Raw genomic sequence first — 21,030 nt, 5'->3', positions numbered from 1 at the left:
GCCAAGGCGTCAGTCCGGCGCAATGGCCGGTTCAGGGGAGGGCAGGAGGTCCGCGCAAGGGAGGGCGGATCGCCCGGACCCGTGCAACACGCAGAACAGGCCGAGGCAGAAACCCAAGCGCCAGTATAAAGGCAAGCGCCGCGCCGAGCAGCAGCGGATCTGCCCCGCCCAGCATCGCATCGGCCATCACGGCATAGTCGCAATGGTTCTTGACCCCCGCCGTGCCGTTGTCTCGACCGGGCAGGGTGATGCTGCGCGTGATACGCTGTCCCAGCGAATCGGCGCAGATTTCCATGGTCAAAACCCGTGCCCCGTGGCCCGGCATATATCCCGCGGGCACCCACGCACGCACCAGCATGGCCAGCGCCAAAAGCGCGGCGGCCATCCAGCGATGGTTCAAGACAAGGCGGCGGATCGAATACACATCGGCTGCATAGCCCGGTGCGCATTCAACGTCATCCCGGCATATGAGGACAATTTGACCCAGCACAGGTGGAAAGCGTGCACCCGATAATGGAAGGCAACTTGCCATCCGGTTTGGTTCGCGTTGGCGGGAAAATCCACCTTTCCCGCCAATATCCGTATCTGGCACAGGCCTTGCTTAACAACCCCCGCCGAAATCTTAACACGCAAAGTCCCGTTCAAGGGGTTTCGTCCGGGGAAGAACATATATGGCCACCGAGACATTTTATGACGTGATGCGCCGTCAGGGTATCACAAGGCGCAGCTTTACCAAGTTTTGCAGCCTGACCGCCGCCGCATTGGGTCTGCCGCCCGCCGCCGCCGCCCAGATCCAGGACGCGATGGAAACCAAGCCGCGCATTCCGGTGCTGTGGCTGCATGGGCTGGAATGCACCTGCTGTTCGGAAAGCTTTATCCGTTCGGGCCATCCGTTGGCCAAGGACGTCATCCTTTCGATGATCAGTCTGGATTATGACGACACGATCATGGCCGCCGCCGGTCATCAGGCCGAGGCGATCATTCAGGAGACCATCAAGAAATACGACGGCAATTTCATCCTTGCGGTCGAGGGCAATCCGCCGCTCAATCAGGAGGGGATGAGTTGCATCATCGGCGGGCGTCCGTTCCTTGAGCAGCTGAAAGAAGCCGCCGACCATTGCAAGGCGATTATCAGTTGGGGATCGTGCGCAAGCTGGGGCTGCGTTCAGGCCGCGCGGCCTAATCCCACGCAGGCGACCCCGGTGCATAAGGTGCCCGGTCTGCCCGCAAAGCCCATCATCAAGGTGCCCGGCTGTCCGCCGATTGCCGAGGTGATGACGGCGGTGATCGCCTATATCCTGACCTTTGAGCGTTTCCCGGAGCTGGACCTTCAGGGCCGCCCCAAGATGTTCTATTCGCAGCGCATTCATGACAAATGCTATCGCCGCCCGCATTTCGACGCCGGGCAATTTGTCGAGAAATTCGACGATGAGGGCGCGCGCAAGGGCTATTGCCTGTATAAGGTCGGCTGCAAAGGCCCGACCACCTATAACGCCTGTTCGACGGTGCGCTGGAACGGCGGGCTTTCCTTCCCCATTCAGGCGGGGCATCCCTGCATCGGCTGTTCCGAGGATGGCTTCTGGGACAAGGGCAGCTTCTATGAACGCCTGACCGACATCAAGGGGTTTGGCATCGAGGCCAATGCCGACCAGATCGGCGGGACGGCGGCCGGCGTGGTGGGCATTTCCGCGGCCGCCCATGCCGCCGCCAGCGCGGTGAAACGCGCGCGCCAGAAGGCGGGCGAAGACACCAAATCCAATGAATTTGAGGGACAGGACTGATGGCCACGATTGCCACGCCCAATGGCTTTAACCTCGACAGCAGCGGCAAGCGCGTTGTCGTCGATCCCGTCACCCGCATCGAAGGCCACATGCGCTGCGAGGTCAACCTTGACGCCAACAATGTGATCCGCAACGCCGTTTCCACCGGAACGATGTGGCGCGGATTGGAAGTGATCCTGAAAGGCCGCGACCCGCGCGACGCATGGGCCTTTGTCCAGCGCATCTGCGGCGTCTGCACCGGCACCCATGCGCTGACATCGGTGCGTGCGGTGGAAAATGCGTTGGGGATCGACATTCCCGAAAACGCCAATTCGATCCGCAACATCATGCAATTGTCGCTGCAGGTGCATGACCATCTGGTGCATTTCTATCACCTGCATGCGCTGGATTGGGTCAACCCGGTCAATGCTCTGAAAGCCGATCCCAAGGCCACCAGCGAGTTGCAGCAGAAAGTCTCGCCCAGCCATCCCAATTCTTCGCCCGGCTATTTCCGCGATGTGCAGACGCGCCTGCGCAAATTTGTCGAGAGCGGGCAATTGGGGCCGTTCAAGAATGGCTACTGGACCAACCCGGCCTATAAATTGCCGCCCGAAGCGGACCTGATGGCGGTGACGCATTATCTCGAAGCGCTGGATTTTCAGAAGGAAATCATGCGTGTGCGCACGATCTTTGGTGGCAAGGATATTCACCCCAACTGGCTGGTGGGCGGCGTGCCCTGCGCGATCAACATCGACGGCGATATGGCGGCGGGCGCGCCGATCAATATGGCCAGCCTGAACTATGTCATCGACATCACCCAGCGCTGCATCGAATTTGTCGAGAATGTCTATATTCCCGACCTGATGGCGATTGCCTCTTATTACAAGGGCTGGCTCTATGGCGGGGGCCTGTCGAACAAATCGCTGCTGGCCTATGGCGACATTCCCGACAAGGCCAATGATTACAGCCCCGCCAACCTGTTGATGCCGCGCGGGGCGATCATCAATGGCAAGCTGAATGAGGTCCACCCGGTCGATCTGGCCGACCTGACGCAGGTGCAGGAATTTGTGCCGCACAGTTGGTACAAATATGAGGACGAGAGCAAGGGCCTGCACCCGTGGGACGGCGTGACCGAACCGCATTACGAGCTGGGCAAGGGCGCCAAGGGCACCAGCACCCGCATCGAGGAAATCGACGAAAGCGCCAAATACAGCTGGATCAAGGCCCCGCGATGGCGCGGCCATGCGATGGAGGTGGGGCCGCTGGCCCGCTATGTCATCGGCTATATGCAAGGCAACAAGGAGATCAAGGAGCAGGTTGATTGGGCCTTGAAAACGCTGGACGTGCCGATGGATGCGCTCTTCTCGACGCTGGGCCGCACCGCCGCGCGCGGGCTGGAGGCGCAGTGGGCCGCGCGCAAGCAGAAGTATTTCCTCGACAAGCTGATCGCCAATATCAAGGCGGGCGACACATCCACCGCCAACACCGCCAAATTCGACCCCAAGACATGGCCCTCCGAGGTCAAGGGCGTGGGCTTTACCGAGGCGCCGCGCGGGGCGCTGGGCCATTGGATCCGCATCAAGGATGGCAAGATCGACAATTACCAATGCGTCGTGCCCACCACTTGGAACGGCAGCCCGCGCGACAATCAGGGCAACATTGGCGCCTTTGAGGCCAGCCTGATGAACACCAAAGTCGAGCGCGCCGAGGAACCGGTGGAAATCCTGCGCACGCTGCACAGTTTCGACCCCTGCCTTGCCTGTTCGACCCATGTGATGGGGCCGGACGGTCAGGAAATGGCGCAGGTCAAGGTACGGTAAGGGAGAGGTTTGATGAAAGCGATTGGTAAAACTGTTCTGGCCGCCTCTGTCCTTGCGGCGACCGCTATGCCTGCGATGGCGCATCCGGGCCATGATGGTTCGATGATGGCGGGGTTGGCGCATCCGTTTTCGGGCGTGGACCATCTGGCCGCGATGGTGGCGGTGGGCCTGTGGGCGGCAACGCGGCCTGCGCGTTCGGCGATCATTGCGCCGGTGGCCTTTATGGGCGCGTTGGCGGCGGGCGCGGTGGTTGGGTTGATGACGGGCGCGCTGCCTATGGTTGAACCGATGGTGGCCGGTTCGGTGCTGGTGCTGGGCGCGCTGTTGGTGCTGGCCACGCGTTTGTCGTCCGGCCTTGGGCTGGGGCTGATCGTGGCGGCGGGCGCGGTGCATGGTCTGGCCCATGGCGCCGAGGCCAGCGGCAATCTGGCGGCCTATTTCGGCGGCTTCCTGCTCTCCTCGGCGTTGCTGCATGGCGCGGGCTATCGCATCGGACGGATGATCTTCTCACAGTCGCAAGGTCGGCTGGCGGCGGGCCTCGCGCTTGGCGCCACCGGCCTTGCGCTGCTTGCCGCATAAAGGAGGTGCGCCATGGCCAGCACTCCCATCGAAGAGCCGCTATCGAGCGAACCGGCCGTCTATGTCTATGAAGCGCCGGTGCGCATCTGGCACTGGATCAATGCGCTTGCCGTCACGGTGCTGTTTGTCACCGGCTATCTGATCGGATCGCCGCCCTTCACGCTGATGGGCGAGCCATCAAGCCACTATTTCTTCGGCTGGGTCCGCTTTCTGCATTTCAGCGCGGGGCAAATCATGGCGGTGGGCTTTGTCCTGCGTTTCTACTGGAGCTTTGTCGGCAACCACCACGCGCGCGAGATCTTCCGCCCGCCTTTCTGGCATATTGGTTTCTGGAAAGGCGTGCTGCACGAAATGCGCTGGTATGCGATGATCGAGGAGCATCCGCGCAAGTACATCGGCCACAATCCGCTGGCGATGGTTTCGATGCATATCCTGTTCGTCTGGGTCGGCCTGTTCATGATCGTCACCGGCTTTGCCCTTTATGGCGAGGGCGAGGGGCCGGGATGGATTCACACGGTCTTTACCGGCCCGGTCCTGTGGCTGTTTGGCGGCAATTCGCAGACGGTGCACACCTGGCACCATCTGGCGATGTGGGCGATGGTGATCTTTGTGATCGTCCACATCTATGCCGCCGTGCGCGAGGATATCATGTCGCGTCAGTCGATCATTTCCTCGATGATTTCGGGCTGGCGCAATTTCCGCGATGCCAAGCCGATTGATCGCGACACCTGATCGGTTTTGTCGCGTGCGATGGGAAAGGGGAGTGGGAAACCGCTCCCCTTTTTTTGTGGAAGATTTGTTTCCGCATCAGCTTTCCATAGTGGAAAGTAATCTTGCAATTAACCCTTTTGCTCCGGCGCCATCCCTAACCCATTTGGCCCGTATCTTCACGCTTTGGCAGGAACTGGCACAGCGCTTGCTATCCTTCTTTCCAAAGCGAAACCATTGCAGGAAATGGTGGGGAGCAATCCATGAACGAGCAAAAGCTCAACACACTTATTCTGGGCATCGGCAATCTGTTGTGGGCCGATGAAGGCTTTGGCGTGCGCACGGTCGAGCATCTCCATCGCCACTGGTCATTCCCTGACCATGTGCGGTTGATGGATGGTGGAACGCAGGGCATTTATCTGGTGCAGGACATCCGCGAGGCCGATCTGTTGGTGGTGTTCGATGCGGTGGATTACGGCCTGCCCCCCGCTACGATGAAAGTGGTCGAGGGCGAGGAAGTGCCCAGCTTCCTTGGCGCGAAAAAGATCTCGCTGCATCAGACCGGCTTTCAGGAAGTGCTGGCCATGGCCGAGATGATGGGGGAGCCACCATCCGAAATCCTGCTGGTGGGGGTTCAGCCTGAAGAACTGGAGGATTTCGGCGGCTCTCTTCGCGAAAGTGTCAAGGCGCAGATGGAGCCTGCCATTGAGGTGGCGCTCAAATGGCTTGCCTCGCGCGGGGTTCATGCCACGCGCCGCCCGGTGCCGCTTTCGCCCGAACAGGGCATCGGCAGCCTCGAAATGCTGATGGAGCATTATGAGGCCGCCCGCCCTGATGCCGATCAGGCCCCCCGCCATGGCGACGCGCGCGTGCTGGCCGATGGCTGGGCCGGACCTGCGGGGCCACAGGACCATGAGGCCGAGATCCAGTCGATCCTTGGCGGGTCCAATCTGAAGGTTGCGCTGTAATGTGCGTTGGCCTGCCCATGCGCGTGGTGGAAAATGGCGCGGGCTTTGCGCTGTGCCACCACGATGGGGCGCTCCATTCCATCGACACTGCGCTGGTGGGCGATTGTGCGCCGGGCGAATGGCTGATGACCTTCCTTGGCGCGGCGCGTGAAAAGATGGACGAGGAGACCGCCCTTCAAACCCTGGCCGCCACCGATGCGCTGGCCGCTTTGCTGCGCGGCGAACCTGTCGATCTGGACGCCGCCTTTGCCGATCTGATCACCCGCGAGCCGCAATTGCCAGACCACCTTATGCCGGAGAACCGCCCATGAGCGACCTTTCCCCCGAACTCGACCGCTCGGCCCATTCGCCGCTGCTTGCCTCGATTATCGCGCGCCACGGTTACGCCGTGGTGCGCGAAGAGGATTTTGACGCCATTGCCGCGTCCCATCCGCTCGCAATGCTGCTGGTGGCGGGCGACTGGTGGCGGCTGGCCGAATGCGATGATCTGGCCGTGGTGGTGCCGGAACTGGACAAGGCGCTGGGCGGGCATGTCGGCGTTTTGGTCGCCGCGCGCGATGCCGAGCGCGCGATGCAGCGCCGTTTTCGTTTTGCCGCTTTCCCCGCGCTGATCTTCCTTCGCGAAGGGCAATATCTGGGCGCGATGGAGGGTATTCGCGACTGGTCCGATTACATGAACGAACTGCCCGACATGCTGGGGCGCGAGCCGTCCGATCCGCCGCCCTTCCGCATGCCTTCTGGCTGCGCCACGCCCAACGGAGACGCATGATGAACCCGGAAATCGAAACCTTGCTCAGCGCTCTGGTCGGCCCCGGCAGCCAGCCTGACGGCCCGGATGATGCCAAGCTGGATTACATGATCATGCCCGAGGAAATGCGGGTGTTCTCGATGGCCAGCATCCCGGCCGATGCCGCCGATCATGCCGCCGGCGTTGCGGCGGGTGATGCGATCCTGGCCGCGTTAAACCGTGTTGCGACGGGCGGGCCGGAGGAAAGCGTCGATCTGGCCCATTTGGCGCCTGCTGACCTTGCCTTTGTTGACCAATTGCTGGGCGAGGGCGAAGTGTCTGTCGTGCTGGGCGATAGTTACCAAGCCCAGGAATCGGTGCTGGCGGGCGTGTGGCGCGTGCGCGGGACGGGCGAGCGGCGCGGCGACCGGGTGGACATTGGCGCCTTTCCCGCCGGTTTCATCGCCGCCGCCTTTGGCCGGGCGCGGGGCGAGGTGACGATCCCTGAAAGGACATTTGACGGCCTGTTCAACGCACCCGCCCTGATTGCCGAGATCAACGCCCATATTCCCGGCGCGGCCACGCGCACCGATCCACATGTCATCAACCTCTCGCTGCTGCCCCATACTGAGGGCGATCTGCTGTTCCTTGAAGAAGCGCTGGGCAAGGGCGATCTTATCATCCTGTCGCGCGGCTATGGCAATTGCCGGATCCGCAGCACGGGGACGCGGCATAACTGGTGGGTGCGCTATTTCAATTCGCAGGACACGCTGATCCTCAACACGATCGAGATCAGCGCTCTGCCCGCCGTGGCGCAGGCCGCGCCCGAAGACATTGCCGACAGCGCCGAACGGCTGGCCGAAATCATGGACACCTATCGGTGACGGGACAGCACTTCTTCGACGGCTCGTTCGGCGGCGATACGGCCAAGATCGGCCCCCAAACGCGGCTCGAATGCAAAATCTGCTGGCATATCTATGACCCCGCCGACGGTTGCACATATTGGCAGGTGGCGCCCGGCACACCCTTTGCCGATTTGCCCGACCATTGGACATGCCCGCAATGCGATGCGCCCAAACAAGGCTTTATGGTGGTGGAATGAACCAGCACGAACCATGGGCCGCGCAGGTCGAGGCCGTGTTTTCCGACATCGCGCAAACGCGCATGGTGGGCGTTCCGGTGATGAATGATGCGCTGGGCGTGGCGATGCGCGGGGCCTGTGTAACCGATGGTTGGCGCATGGGTGTTCTGGTGACGCCTTGGTTTATGAATTTGATGGCGGTGGCCCCCGATGATGATGCCCCCGCGCGGGTGGGGGAAAAGCGTAATCTGGCCCTGCCTTCGGGAGCATACGAAGCGATCCGGGGATATGAAGAGGCCATAGGATTTTATTGGTCGGTCTCGCTGTTTTCCCCCATGTTTGAATTTGCAACGATGGAGGCCGCCATCGCCACGGCCGACGCCGCAATGGCCGAGATCATGACTGCACCGGCTCCGCCCGAACCTGATGTTCAACCCGCGCTCAGCCGACGTGCGCTGTTCCGCCTGCCGCGTGAGGATGCCGCATGAGCGGACTCGCCATCCGCATCGTCACGAGCCCGGCAGGCAGCCGGATCGAATATTGCGCGATCCCCAATGTGCAGGACCTGCTGATCGGCCTGCCCGCGGATAAAGTGGGGCAGGCCCTGCGCCGCCTTCACGGGATTTGCCGCGAGGCGCAGGGACTGGTTGGCGAAATGGCTGTGGCGGCGGCGATGGGGCAATCCATCGCGCCCGACGAATTGGACCGGCGCATCGCGCGCGTTCATGCCGAAGCCCGGCGCGAGACGGGTCTGCGCCTGTGTCTCGATTGGCCGGCGCTGATCGGCGAGGCGCCGCAACCTGCGCTGGCAAGAGAGGTGCTGGCAGAGGATTGGCGCGGTGTGGAGGCATCGGGGCTGGCCGCAAGAATACTGGATCGAGCGCCCGTATCCCTGCGCCCCATCTTTGCGGCGCGATTGAATGGTGAACCTGTCGCGCCTGAAATGACTTCTTCTGAACCCGGCACAGGGGTGGCCAGTCTGAATTGCGCAAGGGGACGGTTGACCCATCGCGTGGCGCTTCACAATGGGCGGGTCGCCGCCTACACCATTGACGCGCCCACGGCCCGCCGGTTCGCTCGGCACGGGGACGCCGCCTCCATGTTGGCGCCTTGTCGGGATGCGGACGCGACAATGTGGGTTATGCATGCGATCGATCCCTGTGTGGAATGGTGCATGGACATGACGGGGGAGGATGCCTGATGCATGAAATGGCGATATGCGAATCCATCCGTCAAATCCTTGAGGAACAGGCTGCTTCGGCCGGATTTACACGGGTGGAGCGGGTGAAGCTGGCCATTGGCGCGCTGTCTGGCGTGGAACCGGAAGCGTTGCGTTTTGGCTTTGACGTGGTGATGCGCGGCGGCGTGGCCGAAGGCGCTCGGCTGGAAATCGAGGAAGTGGCGGCCAGCGCATGGTGCATGCCATGCGCGGCCAATGTGGCGATTGCCGCGCGCTATGATCCCTGCCCGCAATGCGGGTCCTATCAATTGCAGATTACGGGTGGGCAAGACATGACCATTCGCGAATTGGAGGTTTTGTGATGTGTACGGTTTGCGGATGCGGCGATGGCGGGGCCAAGCTGGAACACGGGCATCATCACCATGATCACGAACATCATGGCCACCATCATCATCACGACGATCACGATCATGGCCACGATCATGGCCACGATCATGGCCACGATCATGGCCATCATCACCATCATGGCGATGATCTGCACTACGGCCAAGGCGCGGCTGGCGTTTCCGTTCCGGGCATGAGCCAGACGCGCCTGATCCAGTTGGAAGCCGACATCATGGCCAAGAACGCCATCTTTGCTACTGCCAATCGGGATCGTTTTTCGGCATCGGGCATTCTTGCGCTCAATCTGGTGTCTTCGCCGGGATCGGGCAAAACCACGTTGCTGTGCCGTACACTGACCGAGATTGCGGGTGAATTTCCCGTGGCCGTGATCGAGGGCGACCAGCAGACCAGCGCGGACGCCGACCGTATCCGCGCCACCGGGGCGCCCGCGATCCAGATCAACACCGGCAAGGGATGCCATCTCGACGGCCATATGGTGGGCCATGCGGTGGAACATCTTGCCCCAGCCGAGGGCAGCGTGTTGTTCATCGAGAACGTCGGCAATCTGGTGTGCCCCGCTGCCTTTGACCTTGGCGAGGGGGCGCGTGTGGCGATCCTTTCCGTCACCGAGGGCGAGGACAAACCGCTCAAATATCCCGATATGTTTGCCAGCGCCGATCTGGTTCTGGTCAACAAGGTCGATCTTTTGCCGCATCTGGATTTCGATATTGATTTGGCCATCGCCAACGCCCGCCGCGTCAATCCGCGCGTGCGCCTGATCCGCGTTTCGGCGCGCAGCGGCGAGGGTATGGGCCAATGGCTCGACTGGCTGCGGGCGGCGCGGGCGATGGCTCTGGCCTCGCGCTCTTTCGTGGAGGGTTGATCCCATGTGCCTTGCGATCCCCGCGCAGGTGGTGGAACTGCTGCCCGATGGTATGGCCACGGTGTCGGCGGGCGGCGTGACGCGCATCGTTTCGGTGGCGCTGGTCGATGATGTGGCGCTGGGCGATTATGTGCTGCTTCATGTCGGCTATGCGCTGCACAAGATCAGTGCGGAAGAAGCCGAAGCGACGCTCAAAATGATGGCCGAGGCGGGGCTGATCGAGGAAGAACTGGGGGGCGGGCAATGAAATATGTCTCCGAATTTCGCGACCCGGCGCTGGCGCAAGGCCTTGCCACGGCTATCGCGCGCGAGGCTGATCCGGCGCGCTCCTATGCCTTCATGGAGTTCTGCGGTGGGCATACCCATGCGATCTTCCGCTATGGGGTTCAGGATCTGGTGCCGTCCAATGTGCGCTTTGTGCATGGGCCGGGGTGTCCGGTTTGCGTGTTGCCGATGCGGCGTCTGGACGATGCGCTCGAACTGGCCGAGCGGCATGGCGTGATCCTGGCCACCTATGGCGACATGATGCGCGTGCCGGGAAGCGGGCGGCGATCCATGCTGACCGCGCGGGGCGCGGGGGCCGATATACGCATGGTCTATTCGCCGCTCGACGCTCTGGCGCTGGCACGGGACAATCCGGGGCGGCAGGTGGTGTTCATGGGGATCGGCTTTGAAACCACCACCCCCGCCACCGGCATGGCCATCCTGACCGCGCGGGCGCAGGGGTTGGCCAATTTCAGCGTGTTCTGCAACCATGTGCTGACCCCGCCCGCGATGGAGCATGTACTGGCCGCGCCGGGCATTGCGCTGGATGGGTTTCTGGGGCCAAGCCATGTTTCGACGGTGATCGGCGCATCGGCCTATCGCCCCTTGGTGGCGCAATATGGGCGGCCGATGGTGATCGCCGGGTTTGAGCCTCTGGATGTGCTGCAATCGGTGTTGATGCTGATCCGGCAGGTGAATGAGGGGCGATGCGAGGTCGAGAACCAATATGCGCGCGTGGTGACCGATGCGGGCAACACGCGGGCGCAGGACGTGATCGAGGAGGTCTTTGCCCTGCGCGAAACCTTTGAATGGCGCGGTTTGGGCAGCGTGCCCCGCAGCGCCCGCGCGATCCGGCCGACGTTGGCCGATTTCGACGCCGAGGCGCGTTTCACCATCAGCGAGAAGCAGAGCCGCGAGGTCAAATCCTGCGAATGCCCCGCCATCTTGCGCGGGGTGAAGAGCCCCAAGGATTGCAAATTGTTCGGCAAGGCATGCACGCCCGAAACGCCGATGGGGGCCTGCATGGTGTCCTCCGAAGGCTCTTGCGCAGCCTATTACACCTATCGTCGCGCCGAAACTTTGGCGGAAATGGAGGCGGCGGAATGAGCGGCATCCTGCGCCCCGGCGCGGCGGTCGAAATGGCCCATGGTGGCGGCGGCATGGCCACCACGCGCCTGATCCGCGAAATCTTCGCCCGCCATTTCGCCAATCCCATCCTTGATCAGGGGCATGACGCGGCCCGGCTGGACCTGCCGCATGGCCGGATGGTGATGAGCACCGACGCCCATGTCATCAGCCCGCTGGAATTTCCCGGCGGCGATATCGGGTCGCTGGCCGTGCATGGCACGATCAACGATGTGGCCATGGGGGGCGCGATGCCGGTGGCCCTGTCTGCGGCCTTTATCATCGAGGAAGGGCTGCCGCTTGAAACGCTGGACCGCATCGCGGCCAGCATGGGCGAGGCGGCGCGGCGGGCGGGCGTGCCCATCGTCACCGGCGACACCAAGGTGGTCGAGCGCGGGGCCGCAGACGGCCTTTTCATCACCACCACCGGCATCGGCATCATCCCCGAAGGCGTCGAGATCGCGCCGCAGCGCATCGCACCGGGCATGGCGATCCTGCTGTCGGGCTCGCTGGGCGACCATGGCGTGGCGATATTGAGCCAGCGGCAGGGTCTGGCCTTTGGCACGACAATCGAGAGCGACAGTGCGGCGTTGCATCGGATGGTGGGCGATATGCTGGCGGCGGTGCCTTCGATTGCCTGTTTGCGTGACCCTACGCGGGGCGGCTTGTCGGCCACGCTCAACGAATTGGCCGAGGCGGCGGGGGTGGGCATGACGCTGCGCGAGGCCGCGATCCCTGTACGGCCCGAAGTGGCGGGGGCGTGTGAATTGCTCGGCCTCGACCCCATCCATATCGCCAATGAGGGCAAGCTGGTCTGTATCTGTCCCGATGATCAGGCCGAGGCGGTGCTGTCCATCATGCGCGCCCATCCCGAAGGGCGCGATGCCGTGCAAATCGGCACGGTGGGCGCATCCATGCCCCCCGGCACGCCCGGATTGCTGCGCATGGAAACGCTGATTGGCGGGATGCGCGTGGTTGACTGGTTGGCGGGTGAGCAATTGCCCAGAATCTGCTAGAGGGCTGGTTTATGACGCAATCTGCCCTGCCTACCATCCTGATCGTCGATGACGAGATCCGCAGCCTTGAATCCCTGCGCCGCATTCTGGAGGATGAGTTCGAGGTATTGACGGCTTCATCCACGCGTGAGGCCGAGGAGATGCTGTCCCAGCATTGGGTACAGGTGATCCTGTGCGACCAGCGCATGCCCGAACGCAGCGGGGTGGAGTTTCTGACGCTGGTGAAGGAGCGCTGGCCCGATGTGATCCGCATGATTATCTCGGGCTATGCCGATGCGCATGACATTATCGACGGCATCAATCAGGCGGGCATTTTTCAATATGTGACGAAGCCATGGCATCCCGACCATCTGCTCCTGACGCTGCATTCGGCCTGCCGCCTATTTCAGCTTCAGCGCGAGAACGAATTGCTGGCGGTCGAACTGCGCATGGCGCCCAAGGCCGCCAGCGCGGTGGTGGACAAGCGCAAAGCGCAGGTGCGCCGCGCCTATGACTTCAACGACGGCATCGTGCGCAGCCATGGCAGCCCGATGGATGACGTTTGCGGCGCGCTGGCGCAGGTCGCGCCCTTTGATGTGCCGGTGCTGCTGATCGGATCATCGGGCACGGGCAAGGAACTGGCGGCGCGGGCGCTGCACTATGGCTCGCTGCGCTGGAACAAGGCGTTTGTGGTGGAAAATTGCGGCGCTTTGCCCGATGAATTGCTGGAAAGCGAATTGTTCGGCCACAAGAAGGGGGCGTTCACCGGGGCCATTGATGACCACATTGGCCTGTTTGAACGGGCCGATGGCGGCACGGTGTTCCTTGACGAAATCGGCGAGGTCAGCCCGGCCTTTCAGGTCAAATTGCTGCGCGTGTTGCAGGAAGGCGAGATCCGCCCGCTGGGCCATGGCCGCACGCGCAAGGTCGATGTGCGCGTCATCGCCGCCACTAACCGCGATTTGGAAGAGGAAGTGCGCGAGGGCCGGTTCCGCGCCGATCTGTTCTATCGGTTGGCGGGCATGATCGTGCGCCTGCCCGACCTCAAAGACCGCCCCGGCGATCTGCCGGTGCTGGTGCAGACCTTGCTGGACCGCGCCATGGGCAACATGGGCAAGCGTGTGCAGGGCGTTTCGGATGAGGCGATGGCGCGCCTGTCGGCTTACGCATGGCCGGGCAATGTGCGTGAATTGCAGAATGAGATTCAGCGCATGCTTGTGCGCGGGGTGGAAGGGCGCTGGCTGGGGGTGGATGTGCTTTCGCCCCATATCGCCGCGCCCGTGTCCCGTGCGCCGGTTGCGCAGGCTGATGCCGTGCCCGATCTGGGCGACCTGACCGGCGATCTCAAGGAGCGCGTCTGTGCGATGGAGGCGCGGATCATCCGGGAAACGCTGATCCGGCACCGTTGGAACAAATCGCAGACGGCTCGCGAATTGGGCCTCTCGCGCGTGGGGCTGCGGGCCAAACTCGAACGCTATGGTCTGGAAAATGTCCATCCGTTGCGGGAAGTGGCCGGGCGTGGGACGGTGAGCCGATGATGCATCAGGGGGGCAATGACAGGTTCGAAGGGCGGTTCGATCCGGCCCATGTCGATTGTCCGCATGACCCCATGCCGGAATTGTCGATGCCGGGCGACGGCGCCTTTCATGGCGAGGATATGTGGATCGATGTCATCCGCAAGATGGACGATGTCTATGCCGATCTTGTCACCAGCCAGACCGCGTTGGAAGAGCGCAACGTCGCGCTGGAACATGCCTTGGCCGAACTGGACGCAGCGCATCAGAAATTGCGCCAGACCCAACAGCAATTGCTGACCAGCGAGAAGATGGCCGCATTGGGGCGATTGGTGGCGGGCGTGGCGCATGAGCTGAACAATCCGATCAGCTTTGTGTTCGGCAATATGTATGCGCTCAAACGCTATGGCGGGGCGATTACGCAATATCTGGCCGCGATTGACGCGGGGCGGGGCGGGGGCGAACTGGCGGCGTTGCGCGAAAAGCTCAAAATTGACCGGGTGCTGTCTGACATCGGCCCGCTGGTCGATGGCACGCTGGAAGGGGCCGAGCGGGTGCGCGACATCGTGCAGGACCTGCGCCGCTTTTCCGCCAATCAGCGCGAACCGCTGGAAAGTTTCAACCTCGTCCGTCTGGTTCATACGGCGGCCGACTGGGTTCTGAAGGCTTTGCGCGATCCGCCCGAATTGCAATGTGATCTGCCCGAAACGCTGGAGATCGCCAGCCGCAAGGGGCAATTGCATCAGATCCTCGTCAACCTTGTCCAGAACGCCGCCGATGCGCTGAAAGACAAAGAAGGGGGCATCATCAGGATCAGTTCCGATCAATCCCAGAACATGATCGCCCTGCATGTTGCCGACAACGGGCAAGGGGTTGCCCGCGAGCATCAGGACAAGATTTTTGAACCCTTTTTCACCACCAAGCCGATTGGCGCGGGGACGGGACTGGGGCTTTATGTCTCCTATACGATGGCGGGGAAATTGGGCGGCAATCTGGAATATGCCGATGCGCCGGGCGGTGGTGCGATGTTCACGCTGCGCATGTCCGTATCCAGCCCCGAGGGAGGCGAGGAATGAGCTATCCATCGGGCACGGCCCAGCGTCCCTTGCGCCTGATCTGGCTGCAATCGGGGGGATGTGGCGGCTGCACGCTCTCGCTCATAGGGCAACAGGAGCCGGATCTGGTATCGGCCCTGCGCGCCGCCCATGTCGAGGTGCTGTGGCACCCCTCGCTGTCCGAGGCGACGGGTGCGGAAGCGCGCGCGATATTGGACGCGGCGGCCGATGGGCGCGATCCGGTCGATATTCTGTGCCTTGAAGGATCGGTCATCCACGGCCCCAATGGTACGGGCGGCTTTCACCTGATGGCGGGCACCGGGCGACCGATGCGCGACATGATCCACGCCATTGCACAACATGCCACCCATGTCATCGCCGTCGGTTCCTGCGCGGCCTATGGCGGGATTACGATGGGCGGCGGCAATGCGGTGGAGGCGGGCGGGCTTGCCTATAATGGGCGGACCTCTGGCGGGTTGCTGGGTGCGGGATTCCGCGGGCGGGGCGGATTGCCGGTCATCAACATCGCCGGTTGTCCGATCCATCCGGGGTGGTTCGTCGATACAATCCTGCAACTGGCGGGGGGCACATTGAACGCGACCGATCTGGATGAATGGGAACGCCCCTTGGCCTATACGTCCAGCCTTGTTCACCACGGCTGCTCCCGCAACGAATATTATGAATTCAAGGCCAGCGCCGAGGAACTGGGCGACCTTGGTTGCATGATGGAAAACCTCGGCTGCAAGGGGACGCAGGCGCGGGCCGATTGCAACACGCGGGCGTGGAACGGGTCTGGCTCTTGCCTGACGGGTGGATACCCGTGCATCAATTGCACCGCGCCGGGGTTTGAGGAGCCGGGGCACAGTTTTTCAACCACACCCAAGATCAGCGGCATTCCCATCGGCTTGCCCACCGATATGCCCAAGGCATGGTTTGTCGCTCTGGCCAGCCTGTCCAAGGCCGCAACGCCCCGCCGGTTAAAGGAAAATGCCGCTAGGCCCACGCCCGCCATCCTGCCGCGTGACAAGCGCAAGGAGGGCGTATGAGTGACAAGCCATCGCGCCTGATCCTCGGCCCGTTCAACCGGGTGGAGGGCGATCTAGAGGTGCGGCTCGACATTGCGGGCGATCATGTCGAGGGGGCGCGTGTCACCTCGCCGCTTTATCGCGGGTTCGAGGCGATGCTGGTCGGGCGGCCTGCGGCCGATGCCTTGACCTATGCTCCGCGCATTTGCGGCATTTGTTCGGTGTCGCAAAGCGTGGCGGCGTCGCGGGCCTTGGCGGGTGTGCGCCCCGCCGGGATGCAGCGGCAATTGCCGCCCGCCAACGGGCAACATGCGATCAATCTGGTCCATGCGGTGGAAAATATCGCGGACCATATCACGCATTTCTATCTGTTCTTCATGCCCGATTTCGCCCGCGCAACCTATGCCGACGAGCCGTGGCATGAAGGTGCCGCCATGCGTTTTACCGCGCTCAAAGGGACGGCGGCGACCCAGATGTTGCCCGCCCGTGCCGGTTTGATGAACATGATGGGCATTCTGGCCGGGAAATGGCCGCATACGCTCTCGATTCAGCCGGGCGGATCGACGCGGGCCATCACGCGGGCGGAACAGGCGCGGTTGCGGTTGATGCTGGCCGGGTTTCGCGGCTTTTGCGAAAATGTGCTGTTTGGCGCGTCGCTGGAAACGGTGGCGGCCATATCCAGCCGCGACGCGCTCTACGCCTTTGCACAGGGTAATCGCGGCGATTTTGCCCATTTCCTTAAGATTGCGCGGCGCCTTGGCTTGGCGCGGTCGGGCGTGACGCGTCTTCGCCATATCGCCTTTGGGGCCTATGCCGGGGCCGACGGGCCGCTGTTTCCCAGAGGCATGTTCGACGCCGGGCTGGGCGTGGCGGGGGCCTTGCCCATTGGCGCTATTACCGAGGACGTGTCGCACGCATGGTATGTGGGTGAAGGCGGCCCCCCGCGTCAGGCTGCGCCCGCGCCTGACATGAGCAATCCTGATGCCTATAGCTGGTGCAAGGCGCCGCGCCTTGATGGGCGCGTGGCCGAAGTTGGCGCCCTTTCGCGGCAATTGGTGGCGGGGCATCCCTTGCTGCGCGATTATGTCGCGCGCGATGGGGCCAGTGTCGAGGCCCGCGTGGTGGCGCGGATCATCGAGGTTGCTCTGGTGGTCATGGCGATGGAGCAATGGGTGGCGGCCATCGACCCTTCGGCGCCCTTTCAGGATACGCGCCCGCGTCTGGATACGGGCGATGCCATGGGCCTGACCGAGGCGGCGCGTGGGAGCCTTGGCCATTGGCTGAGGCTGGATGGAGGGAGGATCAGCCATTACCAGATCATCGCCCCCACGACATGGAACTTCTCGCCCCGCGACGCGCTAGGCGTGCCCGGTCCCCTGGAGCAGGCCTTGGTAGGAGCGCCGATCCGTCCGGGCGAAACCGAGCCGGTGGCTGTGCAGCATATCGTGCGCAGCTTTGACCCATGCATGGTCTGCACGGTGCATTGATGCCGGTCACGGGGCGCAGCATCCGTGTGCGCGGGACGGTTCAGGGGGTGGGGTTCCGCCCCTTCGTCTGGCGTCTGGCGCAGGATCTGGCGTTGACGGGCGAAGTGTCGAATGACGGGCAGGGGGTACTGATCTCGGCGTGGGGTCCGGTGTCGGCGCTGGCCGATCTGGAACGCCGTTTGCGCAGCGATGCGCCGCCATTGGCCACAGTTGTTGCGGTCGAAGCTGAAGCCATATCGGGCGTGCGGCCATCGGGCTTTCGTATCGTTGAAAGCGGGCATGGCGTTGCCAATACGGCCATTCCTCCCGATGCGGCGACTTGTCCGGACTGCCTTGCCGAAATTCGCGATCCGGCGGAGCGCCGACACGCCTATGCCTTTACCAATTGCACCCATTGCGGCCCGCGCCTGACCATTGCCCGCGCCATTCCGTGGGATCGGGCGCAAACCAGCATGGCCGATTTTCCGATGTGCGCGGCCTGTTTGGCGCAATATCAAAACCCGGCCGATCGGCGCTTTCACGCGCAACCCATCGCCTGTGCCGATTGCGGCCCGCGTTTGTGGATCGAAGGGGCGCAGGGCGATCCTATCAATGCGGCGGTGCAATTGCTGCGCGATGGCGCCATCGTCGCGATCAAGGGGCTGGGCGGGTTCCATCTGGCGTGTGACGCGTGGAACGGGGCCGTCATCGAGGAATTGCGAAGGCGCAAAGGGCGGGACAGCAAGCCTTTCGCCGTGATGACCCCATGCCCGCAAGACATTTGCGATGTTTCCGATCAGGCGTGGCAGATCCTGAAAAGCGCTGCGGCCCCCATTGTGCTGTTGCCGCATGTCGCGTCCTTGCCCGATGCTCTGGCGCCCGGTCAGGATCACATTGGCGTGATGTTGCCCGCGACACCATTGCATCATTTGCTGTGCGAAGCCTTTGGCGGGCCGTTGGTGATGACATCGGGCAATCACAGCGACGAACCGCAGGTGATCGACAATGACGCGGCCCGCGCGGCGTTGGCTGGGATTGCCGATGCTTTCCTGATGCACGACCGGCCCATCCAGAACCGGCTGGATGACAGTGTTCTGGCCATGGATGAATGCGGCGCGTCATTGCCCATTCGCCGCGCGCGGGGCTATGCGCCCGCACCCATTGCGCTGCCTTTTTCCGGTCTGCCGCCTGTGCTCGCCTGCGGGGGGGAGTTGAAGGCGACCTTCACCTTGATCCGTGATGGCGAGGCGATCGTTGGCCCGCATATCGGCGATCTGGAACAGGCGGCGGCGCTTGGCGACTATCGGGCCATGTTCGATCTCTATCGGCGATTGTTCGATTTTACCCCGCAGATCGTCGCCGTCGATGCGCACCGGTCCTATCTCTCGACCCAGATCGGTGAAATGGTCGCGCAGGAATGCGGCGCCCGGTTGGCCCGCGTCGCGCATCACCACGCTCATATGGCCGCTTGTCTGGCCGACAATGGCATGGGTGATGACGATTATGTGGGATTGCTGCTCGACGGATTGGGGATGGGGCCGGATGGCGCGCTGTGGGGCGGTGAGGTCCTTTACGGCGGCTATCGTCATGTCGAACGTGTGGCCGGTTTTGCTCCGGTCCCGCTGATCGGCGGATCGGCGGCGATGAAGGAACCGTGGCGCAACCTTCTGGCGCATTTGCGCGCCGCATTCGGGCGCGAATGGCGCAGTTTTGCCGGGCCGGTGATGGCGCATTTGCCCGACGAGACCAAGTTGCGCTTGGCCGAAAGCATGATCGACAGTGGTACGAATTGTCCGCCATGTTCGTCCGCAGGCCGGTTGTTTGACGCGGTCGCGGCGGCGCTGGGCATTTACCCGGCGCGTGTCGGGCATGAAGGTCAGGCGGCCATGGCGCTGGAGGCGATGGCGCGGCCATGGGATGAAAAGGCGTGGGACATCGAACCCGCGCTGGAATGGGGGGGATTGTGGCGCGCCTTGCTGGCTGATCTTGGCAAAGGCGTCGATAAGGGGCGGATCGCGGCCCGCTTCCACGCCACGCTGGCGTCGGCTTTGGGCCATCAGGCGGCATTGGCGGGGCGTCCGGGGCAACATGTCGTGCTGTCGGGCGGCGTGATGCAGAACCGGGTCTTGCTGGCCGCGCTGCGTCGGGAAATCCGGGCGCGGGATATGGTCCCGCTGGCCCATCGGCACGTTCCGGCCAATGACGGCGGCCTGTCTTTGGGACAGGGCATCATCGCCGCGTTAAGGGGAGAGGGTGAATGAGGCTCAACGAACATCCGCTGCGCCGTCAGGTGGTGGGCGAAATGCATTTGCGGCGCTGGCCTGCGATCCATGCCCCGGCGCAAATTGTGCAGGTGCTGCGTTTGGTGACGCCCGAAGAACGCGCGGCGCATCGGACGATGCTGGACAACTGGCTGGGCCAATCGGAAAACCCCCGTCATGCCGAAGGTGAGTTGGCACCCGGCATTTCCTTTGTGTGGGAGCAGCATAGCGAGGCATGCGGCATCACCCTGTTCATGCAGGAACCCCATGCCGATCCGTCCGAGGCCATGGCATGGATCGAGCGTTTTCCGGGCCAGACCATGCGCGCGACCCGCATCCATGTCGTCGAAAATCAGGCACAGGCCCGCGACATGCTGCCCCAAATGGGCTTTGTCGGCAGCGATCTGATTTCATGCCTGATCGGGGCGTCGGGCGTGCGTCTCTGGTCCGATTTCCGGATTGGGGACGAAGGTCTGGGTATTGCATTGGTGGCGGGCAATGGGGCGGCACCCGCCGATCTTGCGCGATTGCTGCAAAGGTTTCAGGAATTGGGCAATTACCGCAATCTGGCGCTGATGGGCTTGCCGGTGGCGCAGGCTTACTGGCCAAGGCTGGATGCGGCAGAGGCGACGTTGCGACAATTGGCCGCCGATGTCGCCAATCCTGAAACGACCGACGATGCGCTGCTCGAACGCGTGTCGGTGCTCAGCCTAGACCTGATGTCGCTTTCCACCGAAACCAATTACCGGATGAGCGCGACCGACGCCTATGCCCAATTGGTCGAGGAGCGTCTGGCCGGATTAATGCCGCGCGCGATCCCCGGCTATCCCAGCCTTGAGGATTTTACCCAGCGCCGCCTGCTGCCCGCGATCCGCACCGCGCAGGCCTATTCGCGGCGGCTGGAGGATATGTCGGGGCGGGCGGCGCATTTTACGTCGCTGTTGCGCACCCGCGTTGAAACCCGCATCGAAAATCAGAATGGCCGATTGCTGCGCAGCATGGAGCGTTCATCCAGCCTGCAATTGCGGCTTCAACAATTGGTCGAAGGCCTTTCTGTCGTCGCGCTCAGCTATTACGGCATCAGCTTGATCGGCTATATGCTGAAAGCCGCCGAGCATCGTTTCGAGCATTTCCCGGCGGCCGAAATCATGGGCGTTTTGGTGCCGATGGTGGTGGTGTCCATGTGGCTGGGCCTGCACCGGATGAAGGCGCGGGTTATGGGTGAACATTAAGGC

The 21,030-nt window shown here is 62.9% G+C and carries 23 protein-coding genes; 22 read left to right on the top strand and 1 reads right to left on the bottom strand.

All coding sequences use genetic code 11. From position 1 onward, the window contains the following. Positions 1-31: 31 nt before the first annotated feature. Positions 32-385 carry a DUF2946 family protein gene (locus tag ACZ9HU_RS07600; RefSeq protein ID WP_476104047.1) on the bottom strand — a complete coding sequence of 118 codons (354 nt, stop codon included), beginning with the start codon at positions 383-385 and terminating at the stop codon, positions 32-34. 286 nt (positions 386-671) lie between these two features. Between ACZ9HU_RS07600 and ACZ9HU_RS07595 the strand changes: the two genes are divergently transcribed. The 22 genes from ACZ9HU_RS07595 to ACZ9HU_RS07490 all read left to right on the top strand — a co-directional run bounded on the left by ACZ9HU_RS07595 (position 672) and on the right by ACZ9HU_RS07490 (position 21,027). Further along, the gene (locus tag ACZ9HU_RS07595) at positions 672-1,781 is read left to right on the top strand and encodes a hydrogenase small subunit (protein WP_476104044.1); all 1,110 of its coding nucleotides are present in this window, start codon (positions 672-674) and stop codon (positions 1,779-1,781) included. Further along, the gene (locus tag ACZ9HU_RS07590) at positions 1,781-3,580 is read left to right on the top strand and encodes a nickel-dependent hydrogenase large subunit (protein ID WP_476104041.1); all 1,800 of its coding nucleotides are present in this window, start codon (positions 1,781-1,783) and stop codon (positions 3,578-3,580) included. The genes ACZ9HU_RS07595 and ACZ9HU_RS07590 overlap by 1 nt, the downstream gene beginning before the upstream one ends. A 12-nt stretch (positions 3,581-3,592) precedes the next feature. Next, on the top strand, positions 3,593-4,159 hold the full coding sequence (locus ACZ9HU_RS07585) for a HupE/UreJ family protein (RefSeq protein WP_476104038.1): 567 nt from the start codon (positions 3,593-3,595) through the stop codon (positions 4,157-4,159). A gap of 12 nt (positions 4,160-4,171) precedes the next feature. Beyond that, positions 4,172-4,891, top strand: coding sequence for a Ni/Fe-hydrogenase, b-type cytochrome subunit (gene cybH, locus ACZ9HU_RS07580; RefSeq protein ID WP_476104035.1), 720 nt, complete (start codon positions 4,172-4,174; stop codon positions 4,889-4,891). Between the two features lie 239 nt (positions 4,892-5,130). Next, positions 5,131-5,835, top strand: a complete 705-nt coding sequence (locus tag ACZ9HU_RS07575) for a HyaD/HybD family hydrogenase maturation endopeptidase (protein WP_476104033.1) — start codon at positions 5,131-5,133, stop codon at positions 5,833-5,835. Further along, entirely contained in the window at positions 5,835-6,146 is a 312-nt protein-coding gene (locus ACZ9HU_RS07570; RefSeq protein ID WP_476104031.1) for a HypC/HybG/HupF family hydrogenase formation chaperone, read from the top strand. The genes ACZ9HU_RS07575 and ACZ9HU_RS07570 overlap by 1 nt, the downstream gene beginning before the upstream one ends. Continuing rightward, positions 6,143-6,604, top strand: coding sequence for a thioredoxin domain-containing protein (locus ACZ9HU_RS07565; RefSeq protein WP_476104029.1), 462 nt, complete (start codon positions 6,143-6,145; stop codon positions 6,602-6,604). Before ACZ9HU_RS07570 ends, ACZ9HU_RS07565 begins: the two co-directional genes overlap by 4 nt. Further along, positions 6,601-7,446, top strand: a complete 846-nt coding sequence (locus tag ACZ9HU_RS07560; protein WP_476104027.1) for a hydrogenase expression/formation protein — start codon at positions 6,601-6,603, stop codon at positions 7,444-7,446. The genes ACZ9HU_RS07565 and ACZ9HU_RS07560 overlap by 4 nt, the downstream gene beginning before the upstream one ends. Next, on the top strand, positions 7,443-7,664 hold the full coding sequence (locus tag ACZ9HU_RS07555) for a rubredoxin (RefSeq protein WP_476104025.1): 222 nt from the start codon (positions 7,443-7,445) through the stop codon (positions 7,662-7,664). The genes ACZ9HU_RS07560 and ACZ9HU_RS07555 overlap by 4 nt, the downstream gene beginning before the upstream one ends. Beyond that, on the top strand, positions 7,661-8,131 hold the full coding sequence (gene hybE / locus ACZ9HU_RS07550) for a [NiFe]-hydrogenase assembly chaperone HybE (RefSeq protein WP_476104023.1): 471 nt from the start codon (positions 7,661-7,663) through the stop codon (positions 8,129-8,131). The genes ACZ9HU_RS07555 and hybE overlap by 4 nt, the downstream gene beginning before the upstream one ends. Then, complete coding sequence (locus ACZ9HU_RS07545; protein WP_476104021.1) at positions 8,128-8,844, top strand: Ni,Fe-hydrogenase I large subunit; 717 nt, start codon at positions 8,128-8,130, stop codon at positions 8,842-8,844. Before hybE ends, ACZ9HU_RS07545 begins: the two co-directional genes overlap by 4 nt. Positions 8,845-8,852: 8 nt before the next feature. Continuing rightward, positions 8,853-9,185, top strand: coding sequence for a hydrogenase maturation nickel metallochaperone HypA (gene hypA, locus ACZ9HU_RS07540; RefSeq protein WP_476104019.1), 333 nt, complete (start codon positions 8,853-8,855; stop codon positions 9,183-9,185). Continuing rightward, positions 9,116-10,090 carry a hydrogenase nickel incorporation protein HypB gene (hypB, locus tag ACZ9HU_RS07535; protein WP_476104017.1) on the top strand — a complete coding sequence of 325 codons (975 nt, stop codon included), beginning with the start codon at positions 9,116-9,118 and terminating at the stop codon, positions 10,088-10,090. Before hypA ends, hypB begins: the two co-directional genes overlap by 70 nt. 4 nt (positions 10,091-10,094) lie before the next feature. After that, on the top strand, positions 10,095-10,337 hold the full coding sequence (locus ACZ9HU_RS07530; protein ID WP_476104014.1) for a HypC/HybG/HupF family hydrogenase formation chaperone: 243 nt from the start codon (positions 10,095-10,097) through the stop codon (positions 10,335-10,337). Next, a complete protein-coding gene (hypD, locus tag ACZ9HU_RS07525; RefSeq protein ID WP_476104012.1) occupies positions 10,334-11,461 on the top strand; it encodes a hydrogenase formation protein HypD in 1,128 nt (375 codons plus the stop codon). Before ACZ9HU_RS07530 ends, hypD begins: the two co-directional genes overlap by 4 nt. Continuing rightward, positions 11,458-12,495 (top strand): hydrogenase expression/formation protein HypE, encoded by a 1,038-nt coding sequence (gene hypE / locus ACZ9HU_RS07520; protein ID WP_476104010.1) that lies wholly within the window; start codon positions 11,458-11,460, stop codon positions 12,493-12,495. Before hypD ends, hypE begins: the two co-directional genes overlap by 4 nt. 11 nt (positions 12,496-12,506) lie before the next feature. Continuing rightward, a complete protein-coding gene (locus tag ACZ9HU_RS07515; protein WP_476104008.1) occupies positions 12,507-14,012 on the top strand; it encodes a sigma-54-dependent transcriptional regulator in 1,506 nt (501 codons plus the stop codon). Further along, positions 14,009-15,064: a sensor histidine kinase gene (locus ACZ9HU_RS07510; RefSeq protein WP_476104006.1), complete on the top strand. Its 1,056-nt coding sequence runs from the start codon at positions 14,009-14,011 to the stop codon at positions 15,062-15,064. Before ACZ9HU_RS07515 ends, ACZ9HU_RS07510 begins: the two co-directional genes overlap by 4 nt. Beyond that, the gene (locus ACZ9HU_RS07505; protein WP_476104004.1) at positions 15,061-16,089 is read left to right on the top strand and encodes an NADH-quinone oxidoreductase subunit B family protein; all 1,029 of its coding nucleotides are present in this window, start codon (positions 15,061-15,063) and stop codon (positions 16,087-16,089) included. Before ACZ9HU_RS07510 ends, ACZ9HU_RS07505 begins: the two co-directional genes overlap by 4 nt. Further along, a complete protein-coding gene (locus ACZ9HU_RS07500; RefSeq protein WP_476104002.1) occupies positions 16,086-17,555 on the top strand; it encodes a nickel-dependent hydrogenase large subunit in 1,470 nt (489 codons plus the stop codon). Before ACZ9HU_RS07505 ends, ACZ9HU_RS07500 begins: the two co-directional genes overlap by 4 nt. After that, positions 17,555-19,795 (top strand): carbamoyltransferase HypF, encoded by a 2,241-nt coding sequence (gene hypF / locus ACZ9HU_RS07495; protein WP_476104000.1) that lies wholly within the window; start codon positions 17,555-17,557, stop codon positions 19,793-19,795. The genes ACZ9HU_RS07500 and hypF overlap by 1 nt, the downstream gene beginning before the upstream one ends. Next, the gene (locus ACZ9HU_RS07490; protein WP_476103997.1) at positions 19,792-21,027 is read left to right on the top strand and encodes a DUF3422 domain-containing protein; all 1,236 of its coding nucleotides are present in this window, start codon (positions 19,792-19,794) and stop codon (positions 21,025-21,027) included. The genes hypF and ACZ9HU_RS07490 overlap by 4 nt, the downstream gene beginning before the upstream one ends. The last annotated feature ends 3 nt before the right edge of the window (positions 21,028-21,030 follow it).

The organism is Novosphingobium sp. Sphag1I (assembly GCF_056279125.1).
Note: the sequence above shows the minus strand (reverse complement) of the source record. Positions and strands in the feature narration are given on the sequence as shown.

What these genes read in the sequence shown, in the direction of transcription:
- ACZ9HU_RS07600 (WP_476104047.1), bottom strand. Translation starts at nt 385, where the DNA reads ATGGCCGCCGCGCTTTTGGCGCTGGCCATGCTGGTGCGTGCGTGGGTG.
- ACZ9HU_RS07595 (WP_476104044.1), top strand. Translation starts at nt 672, where the DNA reads ATGGCCACCGAGACATTTTATGACGTGATGCGCCGTCAGGGTATCACA.
- ACZ9HU_RS07590 (WP_476104041.1), top strand. Translation starts at nt 1,781, where the DNA reads ATGGCCACGATTGCCACGCCCAATGGCTTTAACCTCGACAGCAGCGGC.
- ACZ9HU_RS07585 (WP_476104038.1), top strand. Translation starts at nt 3,593, where the DNA reads ATGAAAGCGATTGGTAAAACTGTTCTGGCCGCCTCTGTCCTTGCGGCG.
- cybH (WP_476104035.1), top strand. Translation starts at nt 4,172, where the DNA reads ATGGCCAGCACTCCCATCGAAGAGCCGCTATCGAGCGAACCGGCCGTC.
- ACZ9HU_RS07575 (WP_476104033.1), top strand. Translation starts at nt 5,131, where the DNA reads ATGAACGAGCAAAAGCTCAACACACTTATTCTGGGCATCGGCAATCTG.
- ACZ9HU_RS07570 (WP_476104031.1), top strand. Translation starts at nt 5,835, where the DNA reads ATGTGCGTTGGCCTGCCCATGCGCGTGGTGGAAAATGGCGCGGGCTTT.
- ACZ9HU_RS07565 (WP_476104029.1), top strand. Translation starts at nt 6,143, where the DNA reads ATGAGCGACCTTTCCCCCGAACTCGACCGCTCGGCCCATTCGCCGCTG.
- ACZ9HU_RS07560 (WP_476104027.1), top strand. Translation starts at nt 6,601, where the DNA reads ATGATGAACCCGGAAATCGAAACCTTGCTCAGCGCTCTGGTCGGCCCC.
- hybE (WP_476104023.1), top strand. Translation starts at nt 7,661, where the DNA reads ATGAACCAGCACGAACCATGGGCCGCGCAGGTCGAGGCCGTGTTTTCC.
- ACZ9HU_RS07545 (WP_476104021.1), top strand. Translation starts at nt 8,128, where the DNA reads ATGAGCGGACTCGCCATCCGCATCGTCACGAGCCCGGCAGGCAGCCGG.
- hypA (WP_476104019.1), top strand. Translation starts at nt 8,853, where the DNA reads ATGGCGATATGCGAATCCATCCGTCAAATCCTTGAGGAACAGGCTGCT.
- hypB (WP_476104017.1), top strand. Translation starts at nt 9,116, where the DNA reads ATGCGGGTCCTATCAATTGCAGATTACGGGTGGGCAAGACATGACCAT.
- ACZ9HU_RS07530 (WP_476104014.1), top strand. Translation starts at nt 10,095, where the DNA reads ATGTGCCTTGCGATCCCCGCGCAGGTGGTGGAACTGCTGCCCGATGGT.
- hypD (WP_476104012.1), top strand. Translation starts at nt 10,334, where the DNA reads ATGAAATATGTCTCCGAATTTCGCGACCCGGCGCTGGCGCAAGGCCTT.
- hypE (WP_476104010.1), top strand. Translation starts at nt 11,458, where the DNA reads ATGAGCGGCATCCTGCGCCCCGGCGCGGCGGTCGAAATGGCCCATGGT.
- ACZ9HU_RS07515 (WP_476104008.1), top strand. Translation starts at nt 12,507, where the DNA reads ATGACGCAATCTGCCCTGCCTACCATCCTGATCGTCGATGACGAGATC.
- ACZ9HU_RS07510 (WP_476104006.1), top strand. Translation starts at nt 14,009, where the DNA reads ATGATGCATCAGGGGGGCAATGACAGGTTCGAAGGGCGGTTCGATCCG.
- ACZ9HU_RS07505 (WP_476104004.1), top strand. Translation starts at nt 15,061, where the DNA reads ATGAGCTATCCATCGGGCACGGCCCAGCGTCCCTTGCGCCTGATCTGG.
- ACZ9HU_RS07500 (WP_476104002.1), top strand. Translation starts at nt 16,086, where the DNA reads ATGAGTGACAAGCCATCGCGCCTGATCCTCGGCCCGTTCAACCGGGTG.
- hypF (WP_476104000.1), top strand. Translation starts at nt 17,555, where the DNA reads ATGCCGGTCACGGGGCGCAGCATCCGTGTGCGCGGGACGGTTCAGGGG.
- ACZ9HU_RS07490 (WP_476103997.1), top strand. Translation starts at nt 19,792, where the DNA reads ATGAGGCTCAACGAACATCCGCTGCGCCGTCAGGTGGTGGGCGAAATG.